Source organism: Microcystis sp. M049S2 (assembly GCF_020245625.1).
Taxonomy (GTDB): domain Bacteria; phylum Cyanobacteriota; class Cyanobacteriia; order Cyanobacteriales; family Microcystaceae; genus Microcystis; species Microcystis ichthyoblabe_A.
The window spans coordinates 22,260-39,397 of sequence record NZ_JADBUN010000096.1 but is presented as its reverse complement, the minus strand read 5'-3'; the positions used below and the strand labels follow the sequence as shown (position 1 = coordinate 39,397).

Sequence of the window (17,138 nt, the reverse complement as noted above, 5' to 3'; positions counted from 1 at the left end):
TTATGTACAGTCTTGACGTTAATTTTCTCAAAGATCGCCATCTTAACCGAACAGTCCAAACAACCTCTAACTTCGAGATTTCCACCGTTATTAACCTGAGTAAACAAGTACCCCTGTTCATCGGTGGGGGAGTGGGGGCCGGATTATTGGCACTGACGGGATTACTCGGTGTAACCGTCGGTTGGAAAACTGGCGCAACTCAGGCCAAAATTCAGCAACTGGACGGGGAATTAGGTCAAGTACAAGTCGAAAGTAAAAAACTAGAAGACATCAGAGGGGAACTAAAAGCGGTAGAAGCAGAAAATAAAGCTCTGGTGGGTGTATTCAATCAGATTAGGCCTTGGTCAGCCATTCTCCAAGAAATTCGCCAACAAACTCCTCCTACTGTGCAGTTAAATAGTGTGCAACAGGTGGAGGTTCCCGCGAACCCCAATCAAGGGCAACCCAATCCGGCTACTCGCTTAAAAATCAGTGGTTTTGCCAGTAATTACGAAGCAGTCAATGATTATCTCTTAACCCTGCAAGCTTCTCCTTTTTTAGAGGGGAAGAAAACGGCGATCGAAAGTGCTGCCCTGGCCGATTTACCCGTAGAGGTGGACAATCAGTACAAAAATATTAATATTACTTTCCCCCAAGTGGTTCAATTTGTGATCACCGCCCAATTAAGTGATACTCCCGCTACTGAACAACTGCCCAATCTTGCCCAGAATGGAGCGATCGGAGTTATCACTAGGATTAATACTCTCAAACGTCAAGGAGCCATTCAACCATGACTTTTAACGAAGAATTTGAGAAGCTGAAATTAGAGGAATTTGAGGAGTATCCTATCGCTTTCGGGATAACTTTTACTCCCCGTAATAGTGGCATCGCTGCCGCTATGCTAGGTTTATTTGGCTCCCTCTATCTGCTTTTTAACTGGGTGATGCCCGCTTATAATACCTTGCAGCAACTGCAAACCGATGCAGCCAACAAAAAACAACTGCTAGATCAACAAAAAAGCCGTCTCGAATTTTCAGAATTCCAAAAAATCCAGAGTCAGTTACAACAAAAAAAAGCTATTAAACAGAAAATTCTCTCGCTTTTTGCTAAAGAAAGGGACTTAAGCACTATTCTCTTAGATGTTAGTAATATCTTTAAGTCTCGCGATGTTAAGCTGGTTAGTTTTCAACCCCAAGGATTAGAACCGGTGGTGGTCTCCGATGGTTCCCTCGGTAGTGAGGTTAATAATAAGCTCAAACGTCAAACTTTTAACGTCAAGATGGAAGGGAACTATGCTAAAACTCAAGAGGTTATTCGGGATTTAGAAAGATTACAGCCGCTCATTTTGCTGAACAGTCTCAATACCCAAATGGAAAAGCAAGGATCGACGATTAAAGTGATTAGTACCAGCAAAAATAAAGCCACTATCGTTCCCCAAGGCGATAAACCCGTGACTACCACCTTTCTCCTCGATGTGATTATTCCTCTCAGTGCTGAAGAATTGGCAAAATTAGCACCACCACCCCCCGCCGAGGGTCAACCCCCCGCTAGTCCGTCCCAATAATAGTCTTCAATCTGGTGTGAGTATTGCGTTTTTTGTCCGTTGAATCGCGTAATTGTTGAGGAGTGAAGTTAAAGTGAATCCGTCCCGCTATGTCCTATTTATCCCGCCAATTGCCTCGTTTTTATTGATGGCTCCCCTGAGCGTCTTGGCCGAAACCCACATTTCCTTCCATGGTTCAGAGTTAAAATCAGGTACATCAAAAATTGAATTTTCGCAAGGGCTTAGTAAAGAAACTTTACAAAAATCGCCAAATCAGCTTGTCCCTTCAACCGCGGCCGTAGAAGAGGAAATCAGCGATCGCATTTTAGCCAGTGAAAAACTGCTCGCCCAAAGTGCGCCCATGGTTCCCAACCCCGAAATTATCATTCAAGGCATACCTCAAGCCCCCGGCGCCCCCACCCTACCCCGGGCCGTCGCCCCACCGGTGGGAGATATTGCCATCTCTAATATCGATGCTAGTGCCGAAAAAGTCAAATTCGAGCGTAATATCACCGTACCTCGCATTTTACTGCGGGAAGCTCCTGCTAGAGAAGTTTTAATGACCCTTGCTAACATTGCCGGTTATAACGTCGTTTTCACCAGCGCCCAGGGGGAAGCTAACGCCACCACTCAGACAGTTTCCTTGGAATTTACTGACGAATCGGTGGAAAACATTTTTAACGCCGTCTTGTTAATTTCTGGACTCCAGGCCAACCGTCAGGGTAAAACCATCTTTGTCGGGGCGCAATTACCCCAAGGCGCTCGTAATTTGATTAGCCGCACCCTGCGTCTCAATCAAGTTAAAGCTATCGCCGCCGCCACTTTCCTTGCCACCCAAGGGGCAGAATACCAGCGTTTAGTTACCCAAACCGAGGATATCGTCGATCCCCTCACCGGACGAGTCATCGGTCGCCGGGATATTCCTCCCACCCTAGAAGCACTAACACCCCAACAGACAGAAGGCTCAAAAGCTGCCCTACTTTTAACCGGTTTAAGAATTGCCGCCGATGATCGCCTTAATTCTATCAATTTAATCGGCGAAGCGCGGCAAGTCCAGATCGCCACCTCTTTATTAACCCAACTGGATGCTCGTCGCCGTCAGGTGGTGGTTAACGTCAAAGTTATCGATGTCAACCTGCTCAATACAGACCGTTTTAGCAGTAGTTTTTCCTTTGGTTTTAACGATGGTTTCTTTGTTCAAGATAACGGAGCGGCAGTGGTGAACTTTGGCAATATCAACCCACCCAGTAGTCAGACTGTCGGCAGACAAGGGGCTTTTGCACAACCAATTGTGCCGATTAATAACCTTTTCTCTGGGCAGGGAACACCTACCCTACAACCCTTCTTTGACCCCCAAAACGCCCCTTTTAGCAACATCAGACAATCGAACACAGATTTTTTTGATCCTATAACTGGTGAATTAACTGCTATTCCGACCAATCCCTATGCTCGTCCTAATTTTGGTACTTTTAATAACCCCTTTCAACCAGGTGTATCGGCCACTCCTGGAAGGCAAGAAATTGTTCGAGATGCGGATGGCAACGTTATTGCTATTATTCCGGGGGATTTACAATATGCTTTACCCGGCCTATTCCAATATCCCCAAAAATTCCTGATGACCCTGCAAGCGTCAATTCAGACAGGAAATGCCAAGATTCTCACCGATCCCTCCCTGGTGGTGCAGGAAGGTCAACAGGCCACCGTTAAGCTAACTCAGAAAGTGCTAGAAAGTGTGCAGACGGAAGTAGATCCGCTCAGTGGGGTGCGGACTATCACTCCTGTGTTGGCTGATGCGGGCTTAACTTTAGCGGTAAACGTCGATCAGGTGGATGATAACGGCTTTATTTCCCTCTCTGTTAGCCCTACCGTTGCTTCTCCCGGTCCGCCAATCGAATTTAACAGTGGTGGTGTCAACTCTGGTAACACCCTAACTCCTCTGATTCGTCGGGAATTAACTTCTGGTTTAGTTCGCCTCCGGGATGGACAGAGTTTAATTCTTTCCGGGATTATCCAAGAAACACAACAAAGTTCTGAGACAAAAGTGCCGATTTTAGGCGATATTCCCATTTTAGGGGCTTTATTCCGCAGTCGTAACAATAGTAATAGTCGCAGTGAGGTGATTATTCTCCTCACTCCCAAAATCATCGAAGATTCGGCCACTTCTACCCTCGGTATCAACTATCAACCGGGCCAAGATGCGGCGGAAATGCTTCAGCGTCAAGGTTTCCCCGTACAACCGCGACAGTAATTAGGGTTTGCGGCAAAAAGTTTTTCGTGCGGGCAGGGTGTGGGGTGTGGGGTGTGGGGTTTTACCGATTTTGAGGTAGTCAGTTACCTAATACCAATTCTCCAAAGTCTGACTACAGAAGTTTAATCCCCCTAAATCCCCCTTAAAAAGGGTGACTTAAATTCGATGTGTAGTTTTCATTTAGAGAAATGGTATAATGTTCAGGGAAAAAGTCCAGGAATTTTACCCCCGATCCCTCCAATGGTCGGCACTTTTTGAGGAAAAAAAAGTTTAAAAGCCTTATCCAACAAGGTTTTTAGATTTATTCAGCAGCCCCTAATTAGCTTTTTCAGTTATCGGTAATCAGTAATCAGCTTTTAGGGTTTACTAACCGCCGATTCTAACATGGTAATTGTTCCCCGATTAGCATCAAATTCTACTGCAATACCAATGGGAATAGTTTCAATAATTTCCAAATGTCCGATCATTAAACCTAAACAAGCGGGAATTTTTAAGGGTTGGATATATTCTCTGATCACTTCTTCTAACGTCAAGGAACCATAGTCACTATTGGCACTACAATTGCTACATTGACCGAAGATAAATCCAGCTAAATTATCGAAAATTCCCGCTAATTTTAATTGATTTAACAGTCGATCAATTTCATAAATATCTTCACCAATATCTTCTAAAAATAGGATGGCTCCGGTAAAATCTGGTAGATAGGGAGAACCAACTATTGATGCTAAAGTGGTTAAATTACCGCCGATTAATTTACCTTTGGCTTGACCTTTAGTAATAGTTTGAATGCGATTTTTTACCTGCATTAAACGATTAGCATCATCGGGATCGGGAAGATTTCTAAAAGTTAACTTTTCCCCAGAAAATAAAACTTGTCGAAAGCTTTCAGTTTGAGCAGTGCGCCAACTAGAAAAGCCATTGGGAGCATGGAAAGTAACTAAACCAGTTTTGGCATAAATAGCCAATAATAAAGAAGTTATATCACTAAAACCACAGATGATTTTAGGATGACGACGAATTAAATCATAGTCAAGATAAGGTAATAAACGAGCGCTGCCCCAACCGCCGCGAATTGGTAAAATTAGGGCAATATTATCATCGGCAAAAAATCGATTTATATCCGATGCTCGCTCCCTATCTTTACCAGCTAAATAACCATAACGATTTAAAGCGTGTTGACCAACTTTTGGGACTAATTTTAAAGCTTTAACAGCCTCAATGACTATATTCAAATCATCTTCTTTAAAAGTTGCCCCCGCCGGACTAATAATACCCACTCCATCCCCCAGTTGTAGATGTGGCGGTTTAATTAGAGGAAAATTATTACTAACAACTTTTCTAGGAATTAGAGAAAAACTAACAGCAGTTAGGGCAGTAGTAGTGAGAAATTGACGGCGCTTCATCCTGATAGTTTTTAGAGAAATTGCCAGGGAAATAAGAATTTAGGGATTAAGTAGATAGGTGTTAAAAATTGTCAGATATGACCCTTAATAAGGGGGGATCGAGGGAAAAAAAGTTTTCACAATTGCCCCAGCTAAATCGATTTTTCCCTCAATCCGCATCAAGATAGTTTCTAGGGAATAAGTAACCGTTTCTTGAGATTGATTCATTTGTTCAAGATCTTTTAGTTAATTGTTGCCCTAGAAAAGCCATTATGCTTCCGATTTTGCCATATCGCGAATGATATCGCCGCGAGTGATAATACCGATTACTTTGTGGGTTTCTTCCTCAATCACCGGTAAACGACGCACATGACGATCATACATTAACGAGGCCGCTTCTTTCAAAGGGCGATCAGCCGTGATACTAATAGGTTTATCGGTCATTACTTCCCCCACGGTTTGACCGAGAGCTTTATGGAGTAATTTCTCGTGACGGCTAGGATTTTGTAGATAGATGACGCTGTCGAGGAGCATAATGTAAGGAGGAGCTTCTACTCCCGTTTCCTGCCACATAAGGTCAGTTTCGGAGATAACCCCAATCAGTCGCATATTGTCATCCACCACGGGTAAACCGCTAAACCGCTTTTCGGCCAAAATCTTCACTGCTTCGGACAGAGAAGTGTTAGCGGTGACGGTGATGGGATTGGGAGTCATGATATCGGCAACTGTTTTCGTCATCTTAGCGACCTGCGACAATAATGCTTTCTCTCTCCATCTTATCATTAGGGTAATCAGTCACCGCTTAATTATAACTATTCTTCAATCTTCGGCTGAGAAAATGGTATAACATAAAAAGGAAATGGGATATTAATTTAGTTAGTTGACAAGGAAAAAGAAAAATGATCGCTCAACCTCAATACCCAGAAAGAATGACCCCGGAAGAGTATCTAGAATGGGAAGCTACACAGGAATGTCGCCATGAATATATTGATGGGGAAATTATCGCCATGACTGGGGGTAGTCTGCCTCATAATGATATTACCCTAAATTTTTACAGAACTTTATATTCTCATCTCCGTCCGCGAGGCTGTCGAGTCAATGTATCTGATGCGAAAGTACAAGCTAATAATAGTCGTTATTTTTATCCCGATTTGGTGATTAGTTGCGATTTTAGGGATAGAGAATCTCGTAATTTTATTCAACACCCACAAGTAATTATTGAAGTGCTTTCCCCTAGCACAGGAAACTATGATCGCACTAAAAAGTTACAATATTATCGTCAGATTCCTAGTTTACAAGAATACGTTTTAGTCGATCCTGAATCGATCAGTGTTGAGGTTTATCGTCGCGGTGAAGATAAAATTTGGTTTTACTGCGCTTATAGTCAAGGGGAAGAAATTATTCTATCTAGTCTCGATTTTCACTGTGCGATCGAGTTAATCTATGAAGGGATAAGTTTCGATTAAAAAAAGTTTACAAAAAGGTCAAATATTCCTAAACTTAAAATAAATACGTCCCGATTGTTTCGATAAATTCTATGTTACCGCCCCTATTAGTTCTTGATCCCTTGTTAGAAAACTGGTTACGAGAAGATCTCGGTAGAGGCGATCGCACCACCCAAGCAATTTTCTTCGGTCATGCTAAAATCGGTCAAGCTAGTTGGATTGCCAAGGAAGCGGGAGTTATTGCCGGTTTACCCGTAGCTGAACGAGTTTTTCAACTACTTAACCCCACTATTCACTTTACCCCCACCGTTGCCGAGGGGGAATTCTGCCCTAAGTCTAAAGTTATTGCCGAGATAGAGGGTTCCTTCGATGCGCTGTTAATCGGGGAAAGAGTCGCTTTAAATCTTGCCATGCGCTTGAGTGGGATTGCTAGTGAAACTCGCAAATATGTGGAGAAAATTGCCGATTTATCGACAAGATTGGTGGATACTCGCAAAACTACCCCCGGATTGCGAATTTTAGAAAAATATGCCTCCGGTATCGGTGGCGCTATTAACCATCGTTTGGGGTTAGATGATGCAATTATGATTAAAGATAATCACATTCAAGCAGCCGGCAGCATCGAGGAAGCAGTGCGTCGTGTACGGCAAAATATGCCCTATCCTCTCACAATTGAGGTAGAAACTAGCCAATTAGAAGAAGTGAATCAGGCCCTACAGCAGCAGGTAGAGATCATTATGTTAGATAATATGGATTTAGAGATGATGCAAACTGCTGTGGAGATGATCCGCAATTTTAATAGTAAAACCAAAATAGAAGCATCGGGAAATATTACCCTCGATCGCATTCGCAACGTTGCCGAAACAGGAGTAGATTATATTTCCACTAGCGCCCCAATTACCCGTTCTACTTGGTTAGATATTAGTATGAGAATTGATTAAAAGGCTCTATCAGTTATCAGTTATCAGTTATCAGTTTTGATCACTGACTCCTATCTATTCTAACCTCGATCGCATCGCCAATATTTAGGTGTAATTGCTTTTGGGCGCTGCCACTATTGACGGCAACTTCTAACCCCCCGTGACTACCGATAAAAGCGACTATTTCCCCCGAAGGAACATCACTGTAGGTGTTTTTTGTGGGGATAATTTTTGGACCCAACTGCACTGACCAATTTTTTCCCTCTAGGAGATAATCGGGAATATTACTGATTAAATTGCCGAAAATGTCAATATATTGAATTTGACCCCTAATTTTATCTTCCTCGATTTGCGGAACAGCGATCGCTAATTGTTGCAAGCTATCGGGATCAATAATCTCACCTAACATTTCTAGGGGTACTCCCCGGGACAAATAAGCGGCCACAGGAGCAAAAATATCACGACCGTGAAAAGTAGTGCTAGGGTTAGGAGTGCGCCAATAGGAAGAATTATTGAGATTAACGGCAGATATAGCGGTAGATTGACTTAAAATGCCACTAAATAAACCATTATCTGGACCAACTAAATAACCACCGGCAAAACGAATCCCTACCCCGCGTCTTTTGCTTCCTACCCCTGGATCTATAACTGCCAGATGAATAGTGCCTTGGGGAAAATATTGATAGGCATTCAGGAGGACAAAACGACCAGAGTAAAGGTCTTGGGGCGAAATTTGATGATTCAGATCGATCGTGCGAGCATGGGGGGCAATTCCTGCGATTACTCCCTTGATAATGCCCACATAACCGTCTCGTAGTCCAAAATCGCTAGTAAGGGTTATCAGTGTCTTTTCCGTCATTGACTGGTTCCTAGGGTGGCCAACGGCTTTAATAAATCTTAATGGGAAATTCAGTAGCTAAAGATACAGTTTACCAAGGAGAATGTTATGATTTAGATATAAGGTAAGTTAAGTCGCTCAAAAGTCTGTCCATCATGAACAAAAATCGTCAGCAAGTCCTAACACAGGCCACCGTCGCTCATAGAGAAACACTTCGCAGAAATTTGCAACACCGACTGGAAGTAGCTAGAGCGCAGGGAAATGAGGCTCTAGTGCGTCAATTAGAAGCAGAGGCGGCCTATTTGCACCTTCGTTAGATTTAATCGGTGTTTAGTCATAGTCTAGTTGTCGGTTTGTAGTGATCGGTATGCCGATCACTTTTTTTGGGCGAATTTTTTTTAATTGCTGATATCCTAACTGGCAATCCCTAAAATAGAAGAAACAGCAGTTTAGAGATCAAATAATTATGGCTTTTTTCCGGCAATATATCGCCCCGTTCCTGACTATCTTAGTGTTTTTAGTTGCTCTGGTTGCCACTGGCATCCGGATTTTTTTGCCGGCAGATTTAGCGGCACCCGCTCCGATCGAGCCATCCCTGGGCATAATTTTCTCTTATCCTTGGCATGGCTAACCTTCCCAAAGATTATCAGCTGCGACTGGGAAAAATGGGCGATCGCTATCTACTCATTAATTTTCTCACGCGCACCTATGAAGAATTTTTTCCCGAACAAAAAAACCTCTGCCATCTAGCTGATACAGTCAGACAGTTTTTTTGCCTCGATACTCCCCTGTGGATCGTCGAAGGACAACAAACGGCGATCGCTTGTCTCTGGATGGGGAGTGCCGTCGATCAGGTGACAGGCGATCGCTATGGTCATATTTTTCTAATTTACGTCGATCCCCAGCATCGTCGCCAAGGTATCGCCACCGCACTAATCGATCGAGCTAAGGATTGGGCAAAAAGTCGCGGACAAACCCGCGTCGGTTTACAAGTCTTCATCAATAACGACAATGCTCTCAATCTCTACCAAAATCTCGGCTTTCAAACTCGCTCTTTGCTGATGTTGAAAAATATTTAAAAACTGTCAGGAGACAGGAGATAGGGTGATAGGGTTTTGGGGTGATAGGGTTTTGGGGTTTTAGTTCAATTTCCCCACTTCCCCACTTCCCCACTTCCCCACTTCCCCACCTCCCCAATTCATAATTTATAATTTATAATTCCCACTTCCCCAACCCCAGACATACCTATAGAGATGGCACTGTCAGCATTAATTATTTCCGATCGAGCGACAAAGGGTAAAATTTGGGAAACACTGCAATATACTGGCAGTCATCGTGGGTAAAAACACGCTATTTTATTAACCTATACTAACCGCGCTTTAGGAGTCAGCAGTTTTCATGGATTCCGTGATAACCCTCCAATGTCAAAACCTAACCTGTCTATCCCCGAACGCTCTCACTAATAGATTCTGTGAAAAATGCGGTACTCCTTTAGTTAAGCGCTATTTATGGATGATGGGTGATTGGGTGAGAAGCTATTATCGTGTTGGCGAGCTAATTGATCATCGTTATTTGGTCAAACAACCACAAATTGTTCTTGATACTCAACCCGCTCAAGCACCCCAATCGCCAGAAGAACCTCCTAGCTGGCTCTCCCTCTACCTAAAATTGTTACCATTCCATCTTCATATTCCCCAAGTCTATGGCTATATTCCCAGTCCCGACGAACGCTTAAATATGGACATCTGGCTGTTAGAATACGGCACTATTCCCCTCGATGAAACGGGAGAATTAATTTATCCAGAACTATTGCCCACTCTGGACGAGGTTTGGTCGCAAGCTTCCGATTTAAGACAAATTCACTGGTTATGGCAAATGGCCAAACTCTGGCATCCCCTCCAGAAAAAAGCTGTGGTTTCCAGTCTGCTTAACCCTTTTCTGACGAGAGTGAATAATCAGCTGCTGCAATTGTTAGAATTAAGCAAAGACGAGGCTACCGCTCCCAATTTACGAAATTTAGGGGCTTTCTGGGCTGGTCTGATCCCGACGGCAGCCGCTAATATTCAAGATTTTCTCGCATCCCTGACCCAAGAGCTAGAATCCGGTGATCTCGATCGCCCAGAATCCCTGATCGCTATTCTCGATTATGCACTACAGCACTACGGTGCGGGTCAAGAACGCAGCTATGAGATTTTCACCTGCACCGATACCGGTCCGCTGCGGGAACATAACGAGGATGCCTGTTATCCCCCGGCTAATCAGGCCATCACCCTGACTAATGGTCAAAATCCCTTCGACAAAGCTCAGGGCAAGCCCCTGGCGATTGTCTGTGATGGTATCGGCGGTCAGGAAGGGGGCGAAATCGCTGCTCAATTGGCGATCGAAACCCTGCCTAGGGAAATTAATCCCAGTCCCACCAGTGATACTGAATTTTATCCCGATAGTTACAGTCTTGTCCTCGAACAGGCGATTCGTGTCACCAATGATCTGATCAGTCAACGCAACGATCAGGAGTCAAGACAAGACCGCCGGCGCATGGGTACGACTCTAGTTATGGCTTTTGGCCATGCTGAGGAAATGTACGCAGCTCATGTGGGGGATTCCCGTATCTATTGGATTACCCCCCAGGGTTGTCATCAAGTGACGGTAGATGATGATCTCGCTTCTCGGGAAGTGAAATTAGGCTATCTCCTCTATCGTGATGCCATACAGTATCCCAACGCCGGGGCTTTGGTGCAAGCTTTGGGCATGGGTAGTGCCACTAATCTCCATCCCACTGTTCAGAGGTTGATTGTTGATCAAGATTGTGTTTTTCTCCTCTGTTCCGATGGTTTAAGTGATTATGATCGGGTAGAACAATACTGGGACAGTGAAATTCTGCCTCTTTTGCGAGGAGAGAAAACCGTGACGGCCGTGGGGGAAAGTTTATTACAACTAGCTAACCAGAAAAACGGTCACGATAACTCCACCATCGCCCTAGTTTATTGTCGGGTAGTTCCTGCGGCTGAAACTGTCAGGCCTTTAATTTATGCTGAGGCCAAAGAACGAATTATTCCCCATCTTAATGACCAAGATTTTGATCACAACGGGGACACCGACCCCGGGGAAGAAGTGGTAACGGCAATACCCACTCCCCCCCCCGCGTCTTCTTCGGTTCCTAGTCCTACCTCTTCCCCCCCACCCACTACCGTTTCACCCCTAGTCGTGGCAGCGATCGCCGTCGGTGTTCTCGGTTTGCTGGCTGCGATCGCTTGGCAATTCTTGGGTCGTCATCCCGCTTCCAATCCATCAATTTCTCCCGCACCTGTCAACGATCCTAGTCCAGTGATGACACCTTCCGCACCTGTCACCAGTCCGAGTCCCACGACCGGGACGACACCTTCCGCAACTGTCACCAGTCCGAGTCCGGTGACGACACCTCCCGCACCTGTCACCAGTCCGAGTCCCCCCAATCCCTAATTCATAATTCCCACTTCCCCACTTCCCCACTTCCCCACTTCCCTATATGTGGCTGAAGATTAATCGACTTGTCGGGGGTTGCCAGAGCGAGTTAAGATAAAATGCCTGATTAACTGCCGAGTCTATCCTATGGTTGATGCTGCGACGTTCTCCTCCGACACCTCCGCGATCATTGATGCCTTTGAAACGCCTCTAGAGTTTAACTTTCAACTGCCGGATCCCGAAGATGAAACTATCCAAGATCATGACTTTCAGCAGCAACTGGATTCTTTTTGGAAAGTTTGCGATCGCTTTGATTTGCAAACAGAAATCTGGCGGGGGCGAATTTTGCGAGCTATTCGCGACCGGGAGAAGCAAGGCGGTGATAGTCGCGGTACGGGCTTTTTAAACTGGTTAAAACAGCGAGAAATCACTAAAAGTCAAGCTTATGCTCTGATTCAATTGGCTAATAGTGCCGATACTCTCCTAGCGGAAGGACAACTGGATCCCGATAGTATCAATAATTTTAGTAAACGCGCCTTCGTAGAAACGGCCAAATCCGCCCCCGAAATTCAAAAATTAGTCAGTGATGCAGCCCGACAAGGGGAGAGAATTACTCGTCGGGAGGTGAAACAATTGGCCGATGAATGGACAGCGATGAGTTCAGATTTACTACCCGATGAAGTGAAAGAAAAAGCCAGCGATGGTAGTTTACCGGCGCGTCATCTCGCTCCCCTAGTGAAAGAATTAGAAAAGTTACCCGATACTCATATCGACACTCTCCGTCAAGAAATCGCCGCTAATCCCGATGTAGATACGGTAAAATTAATCACCTCGGAAGCACGCAGTTTAGCTAAATATCTCGACGCGGCGGCCCAAGTACAAACTCTCCGACGGGGTAATTTAGATATCGAAATGGCTCTAGAAGAAGCGTTGCGCGTCGATTGTCTAAATACGGCGGCGGATCTGGTTAAACAAGCCACACAATTAGAGCAGGCTGTGGCTAAACTTTATACTACTTGGAAACGTTTGGGTAGTTTGTCCGATCGCCTCTATGTGGATACGGGAGCAAGTAATCCCCATCTGCGATCGATGTTAACCTGTTTGGAAAGTTTAACCAGTGAAGTGATCGAAGTAGAACTGGATGAGGGTGGGCAAAAAACGGTACGTTTACGCATTATCAGCGATGGGGGAAGTTAGATGCTTTGTTGGTGGTTGGGTGTTGGGGTGTTAGGGTGTTAGGGTGTTAGGGTGTTAGGGTTTTAGGGTTTTAGCTGAAATTCCCCATTTCCCCATTTCCCCATTTCCCCATTTCCCCATTTCCCCATTTCCCCACTTCCCCACTTCCCCACTTCCCCACTTCCCCACTTCCCCACTTCCCCATTTCCCCATTTCCCCATTTCCCCATTTCCCCAACGGCTTGCTGCTATAATCTCTGAATATCCTCAAATTTTATGAAAACTTATTAACAGATACTTGACTTTATGCTAAAAATCAAGGAAAAAAAACCAATAATTAGCATCGGTTCCATAACTGCGGCGATCTTGCTCAGTTTAACCCTAATTCCTGCCGCTATAGCCAAGGATGTCCTTCTGAGAGTGGGCATTGTCCAACGTTTTGGCGATGAAGCCAAGGAAAAATTAACCCTGAGTAGTACCAGTGGTGATAATCTCACCCTGCGCGTGGTGGGAGAAGATGGCCAATCCCAAACCCTGCAAACCAATCGCCTACAATTAGAAGTTATTCCCCGTCCCCTCGCTTCTCCCATCCTCCAAGAAAAAGTCATTTTGAGCGACCACGCCACCTTTGAAACCGCCGAAAATAGCGCCAAAAACTGGGCAAAAATGGGCATTAAAGTGGAAATTACCCAACCCGGACGCTGGCAGGTTTGGGCAAAGCGAGAAGTTTATGAAAATCCCCTAGTGCGACGTTGGTTGCTGACCAGTTTGCAAGCAAAAGGCCACAATCAACCCTATATTAATAGTGTTTTACTCAAAGAAAAGCCGCAAGTTTCTTTCCAGATCAACGGGGTGCGCTATTTTCCCAAAGAATTGGAAATCGAGAGCCAAAAAAACCTGATTCAAGTTACCCATAGCCCCGATCAGGTACGTTTGTACGGGGGAACTATGCGCCTACAGCCCAACGCCTACGGCACTTTTACCCTAGTTAATAACGTTCCCCTCGAAACCTACCTGCGCGGGGTTGTACCCCACGAAATCGGTCATGATGCTCCAGAAAGTGCCACCCAGGCGCAAACTATTATCGCCCGTACCTACGCCCTCCGCAATCTCCGCCGTTTTCAAGCCGATAATTACGAACTCTGTGCCGATACCCATTGTCAAGTTTATTATGGATTGACGGGAACTAATCCTCGGGCTGATCAAGCGATCGCATCCACCCAAGGACTGGTTTTAACCTACCAAAATGAGTTAGTGGATGCCCTTTATTCCTCCACCACCGGCGGAGTAACTGCCCTCTTTAGTGATGTGTGGGATGGGGAAGAAAGACCTTATCTCCGGGCAGTGGTGGACTCCCCTAATCGAGTCTGGGATCTGTCGAAACAATCCCTCGCTAATGAGACAACTTTTCGCCAGTTTATTAATCTTAAAGATGGTTTTAATGAGACGGGACGACGGGTTTTTCGCTGGCAAAAACAAGCTTCCTTAGCCGATTTGGGTCAAGACCTAGAAACCTATTTAACGCGGCGAAAACATCCCCTGGCCGACTTCCAGAAAATCCAATGGATGGAAGTGACTAAACGCTCTCCTTCCGGTCGGATTCTGACTATGACCATTCAAACCGATAAGGGGATTTTGGAACTGCATAAAAATGAGGTGCGTAGTGCTTTGGGACCGCCTCGCAGTACCCTATTCTACATCGATCCTATCTACGATACCAATCGACAGATTCAGGGTTATAACTTTATTGGTGGCGGTTTCGGCCACGGGGTAGGATTAAGTCAATTTGGTTCCTATAATTTAGCCCGTTTGGGTTGGTCTCCTGAACAAATTCTCGCTTTCTATTATCCCGGTACCACCATCCAACCTCTCAATAATTCGATTATCTTTTGGCGAGGAAATTAAGCAGTTATCAGTTATCAGTTATCAGTTTCTGAAGGCAAGAGGCAATAGGCAAAAGGCAAGAGAAAGGCTCTGACAATTCTCCTACCTAAAAAGATGATTAGAAACTAAGTAGAGCAAATATTTGACTAAATTTTACATCGGTAAACGCTGAATATCTCGGTTAGAACCAATTACCACCATGGCTAAATCCTTGTGTAATCTTTCTTGGGGATTGGGGTTAATCTTGAATTTTTCCGCATTACCGACAGCGACAATATTTAACCCATAACGATTACGAATTTCTAACTCTGCTAGGGTTTTACCGTGAAAAGCCTCCGGGACTTTTAACTCGACAATACTATGTTCGGGATCGAGATCAAATCGTTCTAAAATTGATGGTCTGGTTAAACGGTGTGCTAACTCACAACCGGCATCATATTCGGGAAAAACTACTAAATCTGCGCCAACTTTCTTGAGTAATTTTCCATGGATTTCTGTGGAGGCTTTAGCGGCGACAAAATTAACCCCCGCTTCCTTACAATTGAGAGTGGTAATGATACTTTCTTCCACGTATTTACCAATAGCGACAATCACCGTATCGGTTTCAAAAATTCCCGCTTCTCGCAGAGCGTTAGGTTTGGTAGAATCAAGCTCGATCGCATTATCTACTATTCGATCAGATAACGCTTGTGCTACTAATCCTTCGTCAATATCTGTCGCTACCACTTGATAACCTTGTTTGCGTAAGGTTTCACAAACAGCGCGCCCAAATCTGCCTAATCCGATGACGGCAAATTGACGATTTTGGGGACGCATACTACTAAAAAATTTAATTGATTGCATAAGAAGTTAAACTGTTACGCATTTAAAATGCTAGTGTCAATGAGTGAGGAGACAGGAGAAACTGATAACTGATAACTGATAACTGATAACTGATATTAATTATCCCACTAAAAGGTTTTCTTCGGGGTAGTTAATAACTGTTGGTTTCGGATCGCCGATAATAGCCGCTATTAAAAGTATAACTCCTACCCGTCCCAAATACATCATAAAAACAATAATTAACTTAGAAATCGGTGATAAAGCGGCAGTTATACCCATAGATAGGCCGACAGTTCCAAAGGCAGAAACTACCTCAAAAAACAGTTGAATCATTTGAAAATCTGTCTCCACAAATGAGATAGCTAGGGTGGAGATAATAATCGCTATAACCGAACCAAAAACCACCGCCATTGACTTTAAAATTAACGGCGTGGGAATGCGTCTTTGATAGAGAGTAACTTCTTCACGGCCTCTTAAAACCGAGCGGGTACAGTTGTATAAAATCCTAAAAGTTGTGGTCTTAATACCGCCCCCTGTGCCGCTAGGACTGGCACCAATAAACATCAAAGCCATGGTAATTGATAAACCTTCTACGGAAATTTTACCAATATCAATGGTATTAAATCCTGCTGTTCTCGATGTTACCGATTGGAACCAAGCGGCCAGCAATTTATCTTTAATTGATAAATTAGCAAAAGTGTCACCATTTCCCTGTTCAGTAAGTAAAAAAGCCAAGGTTCCTATCACTAATAAAAATATAGTTGTGCTGATAGCAACTTTATAGTTAAGAGAAAAAACAAAGCCTTTTCGTTTATATTGAAAGCGGTAAATAAACCAAGTATAAAACTCGATAATTACCTGATAACCGATACCTCCAAAAATGATCAATCCTGTGATAGATAAGTTAATAATAATTGAAGACTGATAGGACATTAAGTTATCTTTAAACAAGCCAAAACCCGCATTATTCCAAGCACTAATACTATGAAATAAAGATAACCACACCGCATATCTAAAATCATACTTTTGGGCGAAGACAGTTAACATAACCAAAGTTGCTGTTAACTCAAAAACTAAAGTAGTAGCAATCACTGATTTCATTAAACTTTGACTACCTTGCAGGAAAGGTCGATCGAAGGATTCTTGAATTGCTAACTTCTGTCTCAGGTCAAATTTTCGCCCAATTAATAACATTAAAAAAGTGGTAGTGGTCATATATCCCAGTCCACCCACTTGAATTAATAAAGCGATAAATAATTGACCCCAAAAAGAAAAATAAGTACCCGTATCTACCACTGCTAAACCCGTGACACAGACAGCAGAAGTGGAGGTAAAGAGGGCAACAATTGGATCATTCCAAGTGCCGCTAGTGGTAGAAACAGGCAACATTAACAGGGAAGTTCCCGCTAAAATTACCGCCATAAATCCCAAGCAAATTGTCCGGGCAATCGTCATATAAAT

At 44.1% G+C, this 17,138-nt stretch carries 18 protein-coding genes; 11 read left to right on the top strand and 7 right to left on the bottom strand.

Annotated features, from left to right (window positions below; genetic code table 11):
• Positions 1-2: 2 nt before the first annotated feature.
• From IM496_RS08445 to IM496_RS08435, 3 genes are all read left to right on the top strand, one after another.
• Entirely contained in the window at positions 3-773 is a 771-nt protein-coding gene (locus tag IM496_RS08445; RefSeq protein WP_194015939.1) for a PilN domain-containing protein, read from the top strand.
• On the top strand, positions 770-1,543 hold the full coding sequence (locus IM496_RS08440) for a pilus assembly protein (protein ID WP_287661723.1): 774 nt from the start codon (positions 770-772) through the stop codon (positions 1,541-1,543). Before IM496_RS08445 ends, IM496_RS08440 begins: the two co-directional genes overlap by 4 nt.
• 73 nt (positions 1,544-1,616) lie before the next feature.
• Complete coding sequence (locus tag IM496_RS08435; RefSeq protein WP_287661722.1) at positions 1,617-3,770, top strand: secretin GspD/PilQ domain-containing protein; 2,154 nt, start codon at positions 1,617-1,619, stop codon at positions 3,768-3,770.
• A gap of 356 nt (positions 3,771-4,126) precedes the next feature.
• On the opposite strand, the gene IM496_RS08430 is transcribed toward IM496_RS08435, so the two are convergent.
• The 3 genes from IM496_RS08430 to IM496_RS08420 form a co-directional block, all read right to left on the bottom strand.
• The gene (locus IM496_RS08430) at positions 4,127-5,173 is read right to left on the bottom strand and encodes a S66 peptidase family protein (protein ID WP_287661721.1); all 1,047 of its coding nucleotides are present in this window, start codon (positions 5,171-5,173) and stop codon (positions 4,127-4,129) included.
• 84 nt (positions 5,174-5,257) lie between these two features.
• Complete coding sequence (locus IM496_RS22670) at positions 5,258-5,380, bottom strand: hypothetical protein (protein ID WP_265578364.1); 123 nt, start codon at positions 5,378-5,380, stop codon at positions 5,258-5,260.
• Between the two features lie 42 nt (positions 5,381-5,422).
• Positions 5,423-5,890, bottom strand: a complete 468-nt coding sequence (locus IM496_RS08420; protein ID WP_012265148.1) for a CBS domain-containing protein — start codon at positions 5,888-5,890, stop codon at positions 5,423-5,425.
• A 161-nt stretch (positions 5,891-6,051) separates the two neighbouring features.
• Here IM496_RS08420 and IM496_RS08415 point away from each other — a divergent pair, with 161 nt between their 5' ends.
• Together IM496_RS08415 and nadC are read left to right on the top strand one after the other, a co-directional pair.
• On the top strand, positions 6,052-6,618 hold the full coding sequence (locus IM496_RS08415; RefSeq protein WP_271953491.1) for a Uma2 family endonuclease: 567 nt from the start codon (positions 6,052-6,054) through the stop codon (positions 6,616-6,618).
• A 71-nt stretch (positions 6,619-6,689) separates the two neighbouring features.
• Positions 6,690-7,538 carry a carboxylating nicotinate-nucleotide diphosphorylase gene (gene nadC, locus IM496_RS08410; RefSeq protein WP_287661720.1) on the top strand — a complete coding sequence of 283 codons (849 nt, stop codon included), beginning with the start codon at positions 6,690-6,692 and terminating at the stop codon, positions 7,536-7,538.
• A gap of 40 nt (positions 7,539-7,578) precedes the next feature.
• Here the strand turns inward: nadC and IM496_RS08405 are convergent, their stop codons facing one another.
• Positions 7,579-8,376 (bottom strand): SAM hydrolase/SAM-dependent halogenase family protein, encoded by a 798-nt coding sequence (locus tag IM496_RS08405; RefSeq protein ID WP_287661719.1) that lies wholly within the window; start codon positions 8,374-8,376, stop codon positions 7,579-7,581.
• Between the two features lie 134 nt (positions 8,377-8,510).
• Here IM496_RS08405 and pirA point away from each other — a divergent pair, with 134 nt between their 5' ends.
• The 5 genes from pirA (at position 8,511) to IM496_RS08380 (ending at position 12,993) form a co-directional block, all read left to right on the top strand.
• The gene (pirA, locus tag IM496_RS08400) at positions 8,511-8,672 is read left to right on the top strand and encodes an arginine synthesis PII-interacting regulator PirA (RefSeq protein WP_002733724.1); all 162 of its coding nucleotides are present in this window, start codon (positions 8,511-8,513) and stop codon (positions 8,670-8,672) included.
• Between the two features lie 149 nt (positions 8,673-8,821).
• Entirely contained in the window at positions 8,822-8,986 is a 165-nt protein-coding gene (locus IM496_RS08395; protein ID WP_016516873.1) for a DUF8624 family small hydrophobic protein, read from the top strand.
• On the top strand, positions 8,979-9,434 hold the full coding sequence (locus IM496_RS08390) for a GNAT family N-acetyltransferase (protein WP_194017817.1): 456 nt from the start codon (positions 8,979-8,981) through the stop codon (positions 9,432-9,434). The genes IM496_RS08395 and IM496_RS08390 overlap by 8 nt, the downstream gene beginning before the upstream one ends.
• A 319-nt stretch (positions 9,435-9,753) precedes the next feature.
• Positions 9,754-11,814 (top strand): PP2C family protein-serine/threonine phosphatase, encoded by a 2,061-nt coding sequence (locus IM496_RS08385; RefSeq protein ID WP_194018299.1) that lies wholly within the window; start codon positions 9,754-9,756, stop codon positions 11,812-11,814.
• A gap of 129 nt (positions 11,815-11,943) precedes the next feature.
• Complete coding sequence (locus IM496_RS08380) at positions 11,944-12,993, top strand: hypothetical protein (protein ID WP_002734161.1); 1,050 nt, start codon at positions 11,944-11,946, stop codon at positions 12,991-12,993.
• A 62-nt stretch (positions 12,994-13,055) separates the two neighbouring features.
• Here IM496_RS08380 and IM496_RS08375 read toward each other — a convergent pair whose 3' ends face one another.
• Positions 13,056-13,193: a hypothetical protein gene (locus tag IM496_RS08375; protein ID WP_287661718.1), complete on the bottom strand. Its 138-nt coding sequence runs from the start codon at positions 13,191-13,193 to the stop codon at positions 13,056-13,058.
• Between the two features lie 84 nt (positions 13,194-13,277).
• Between IM496_RS08375 and IM496_RS08370 the strand changes: the two genes are divergently transcribed.
• Positions 13,278-14,876, top strand: a complete 1,599-nt coding sequence (locus IM496_RS08370) for a SpoIID/LytB domain-containing protein (RefSeq protein ID WP_287661717.1) — start codon at positions 13,278-13,280, stop codon at positions 14,874-14,876.
• A gap of 132 nt (positions 14,877-15,008) precedes the next feature.
• Here the strand turns inward: IM496_RS08370 and IM496_RS08365 are convergent, their stop codons facing one another.
• Together IM496_RS08365 and IM496_RS08360 are read right to left on the bottom strand one after the other, a co-directional pair.
• Positions 15,009-15,698 carry a potassium channel family protein gene (locus IM496_RS08365; protein ID WP_046662432.1) on the bottom strand — a complete coding sequence of 230 codons (690 nt, stop codon included), beginning with the start codon at positions 15,696-15,698 and terminating at the stop codon, positions 15,009-15,011.
• Between the two features lie 99 nt (positions 15,699-15,797).
• Positions 15,798-17,132 (bottom strand): TrkH family potassium uptake protein, encoded by a 1,335-nt coding sequence (locus IM496_RS08360; protein ID WP_194017442.1) that lies wholly within the window; start codon positions 17,130-17,132, stop codon positions 15,798-15,800.
• Between the last annotated feature and the right edge of the window lie 6 nt (positions 17,133-17,138).

Coding starts and splice junctions, on each gene's coding strand:
- IM496_RS08405 (WP_287661719.1), bottom strand. CDS start 8,376: ATGACGGAAAAGACACTGATAACCCTTACTAGCGATTTTGGACTACGA.
- IM496_RS08420 (WP_012265148.1), bottom strand. CDS start 5,890: ATGACGAAAACAGTTGCCGATATCATGACTCCCAATCCCATCACCGTC.
- pirA (WP_002733724.1), top strand. CDS start 8,511: ATGAACAAAAATCGTCAGCAAGTCCTAACACAGGCCACCGTCGCTCAT.
- IM496_RS08430 (WP_287661721.1), bottom strand. CDS start 5,173: ATGAAGCGCCGTCAATTTCTCACTACTACTGCCCTAACTGCTGTTAGT.
- IM496_RS22670 (WP_265578364.1), bottom strand. CDS start 5,380: ATGAATCAATCTCAAGAAACGGTTACTTATTCCCTAGAAACTATCTTG.
- IM496_RS08370 (WP_287661717.1), top strand. CDS start 13,278: ATGCTAAAAATCAAGGAAAAAAAACCAATAATTAGCATCGGTTCCATA.
- nadC (WP_287661720.1), top strand. CDS start 6,690: ATGTTACCGCCCCTATTAGTTCTTGATCCCTTGTTAGAAAACTGGTTA.
- IM496_RS08375 (WP_287661718.1), bottom strand. CDS start 13,193: ATGGGGAAATGGGGAAATGGGGAAGTGGGGAAGTGGGGAAGTGGGGAA.
- IM496_RS08445 (WP_194015939.1), top strand. CDS start 3: ATGTACAGTCTTGACGTTAATTTTCTCAAAGATCGCCATCTTAACCGA.
- IM496_RS08395 (WP_016516873.1), top strand. CDS start 8,822: ATGGCTTTTTTCCGGCAATATATCGCCCCGTTCCTGACTATCTTAGTG.
- IM496_RS08390 (WP_194017817.1), top strand. CDS start 8,979: ATGGCTAACCTTCCCAAAGATTATCAGCTGCGACTGGGAAAAATGGGC.
- IM496_RS08440 (WP_287661723.1), top strand. CDS start 770: ATGACTTTTAACGAAGAATTTGAGAAGCTGAAATTAGAGGAATTTGAG.
- IM496_RS08360 (WP_194017442.1), bottom strand. CDS start 17,132: ATGACGATTGCCCGGACAATTTGCTTGGGATTTATGGCGGTAATTTTA.
- IM496_RS08365 (WP_046662432.1), bottom strand. CDS start 15,698: ATGCAATCAATTAAATTTTTTAGTAGTATGCGTCCCCAAAATCGTCAA.
- IM496_RS08415 (WP_271953491.1), top strand. CDS start 6,052: ATGATCGCTCAACCTCAATACCCAGAAAGAATGACCCCGGAAGAGTAT.
- IM496_RS08385 (WP_194018299.1), top strand. CDS start 9,754: ATGGATTCCGTGATAACCCTCCAATGTCAAAACCTAACCTGTCTATCC.
- IM496_RS08380 (WP_002734161.1), top strand. CDS start 11,944: ATGGTTGATGCTGCGACGTTCTCCTCCGACACCTCCGCGATCATTGAT.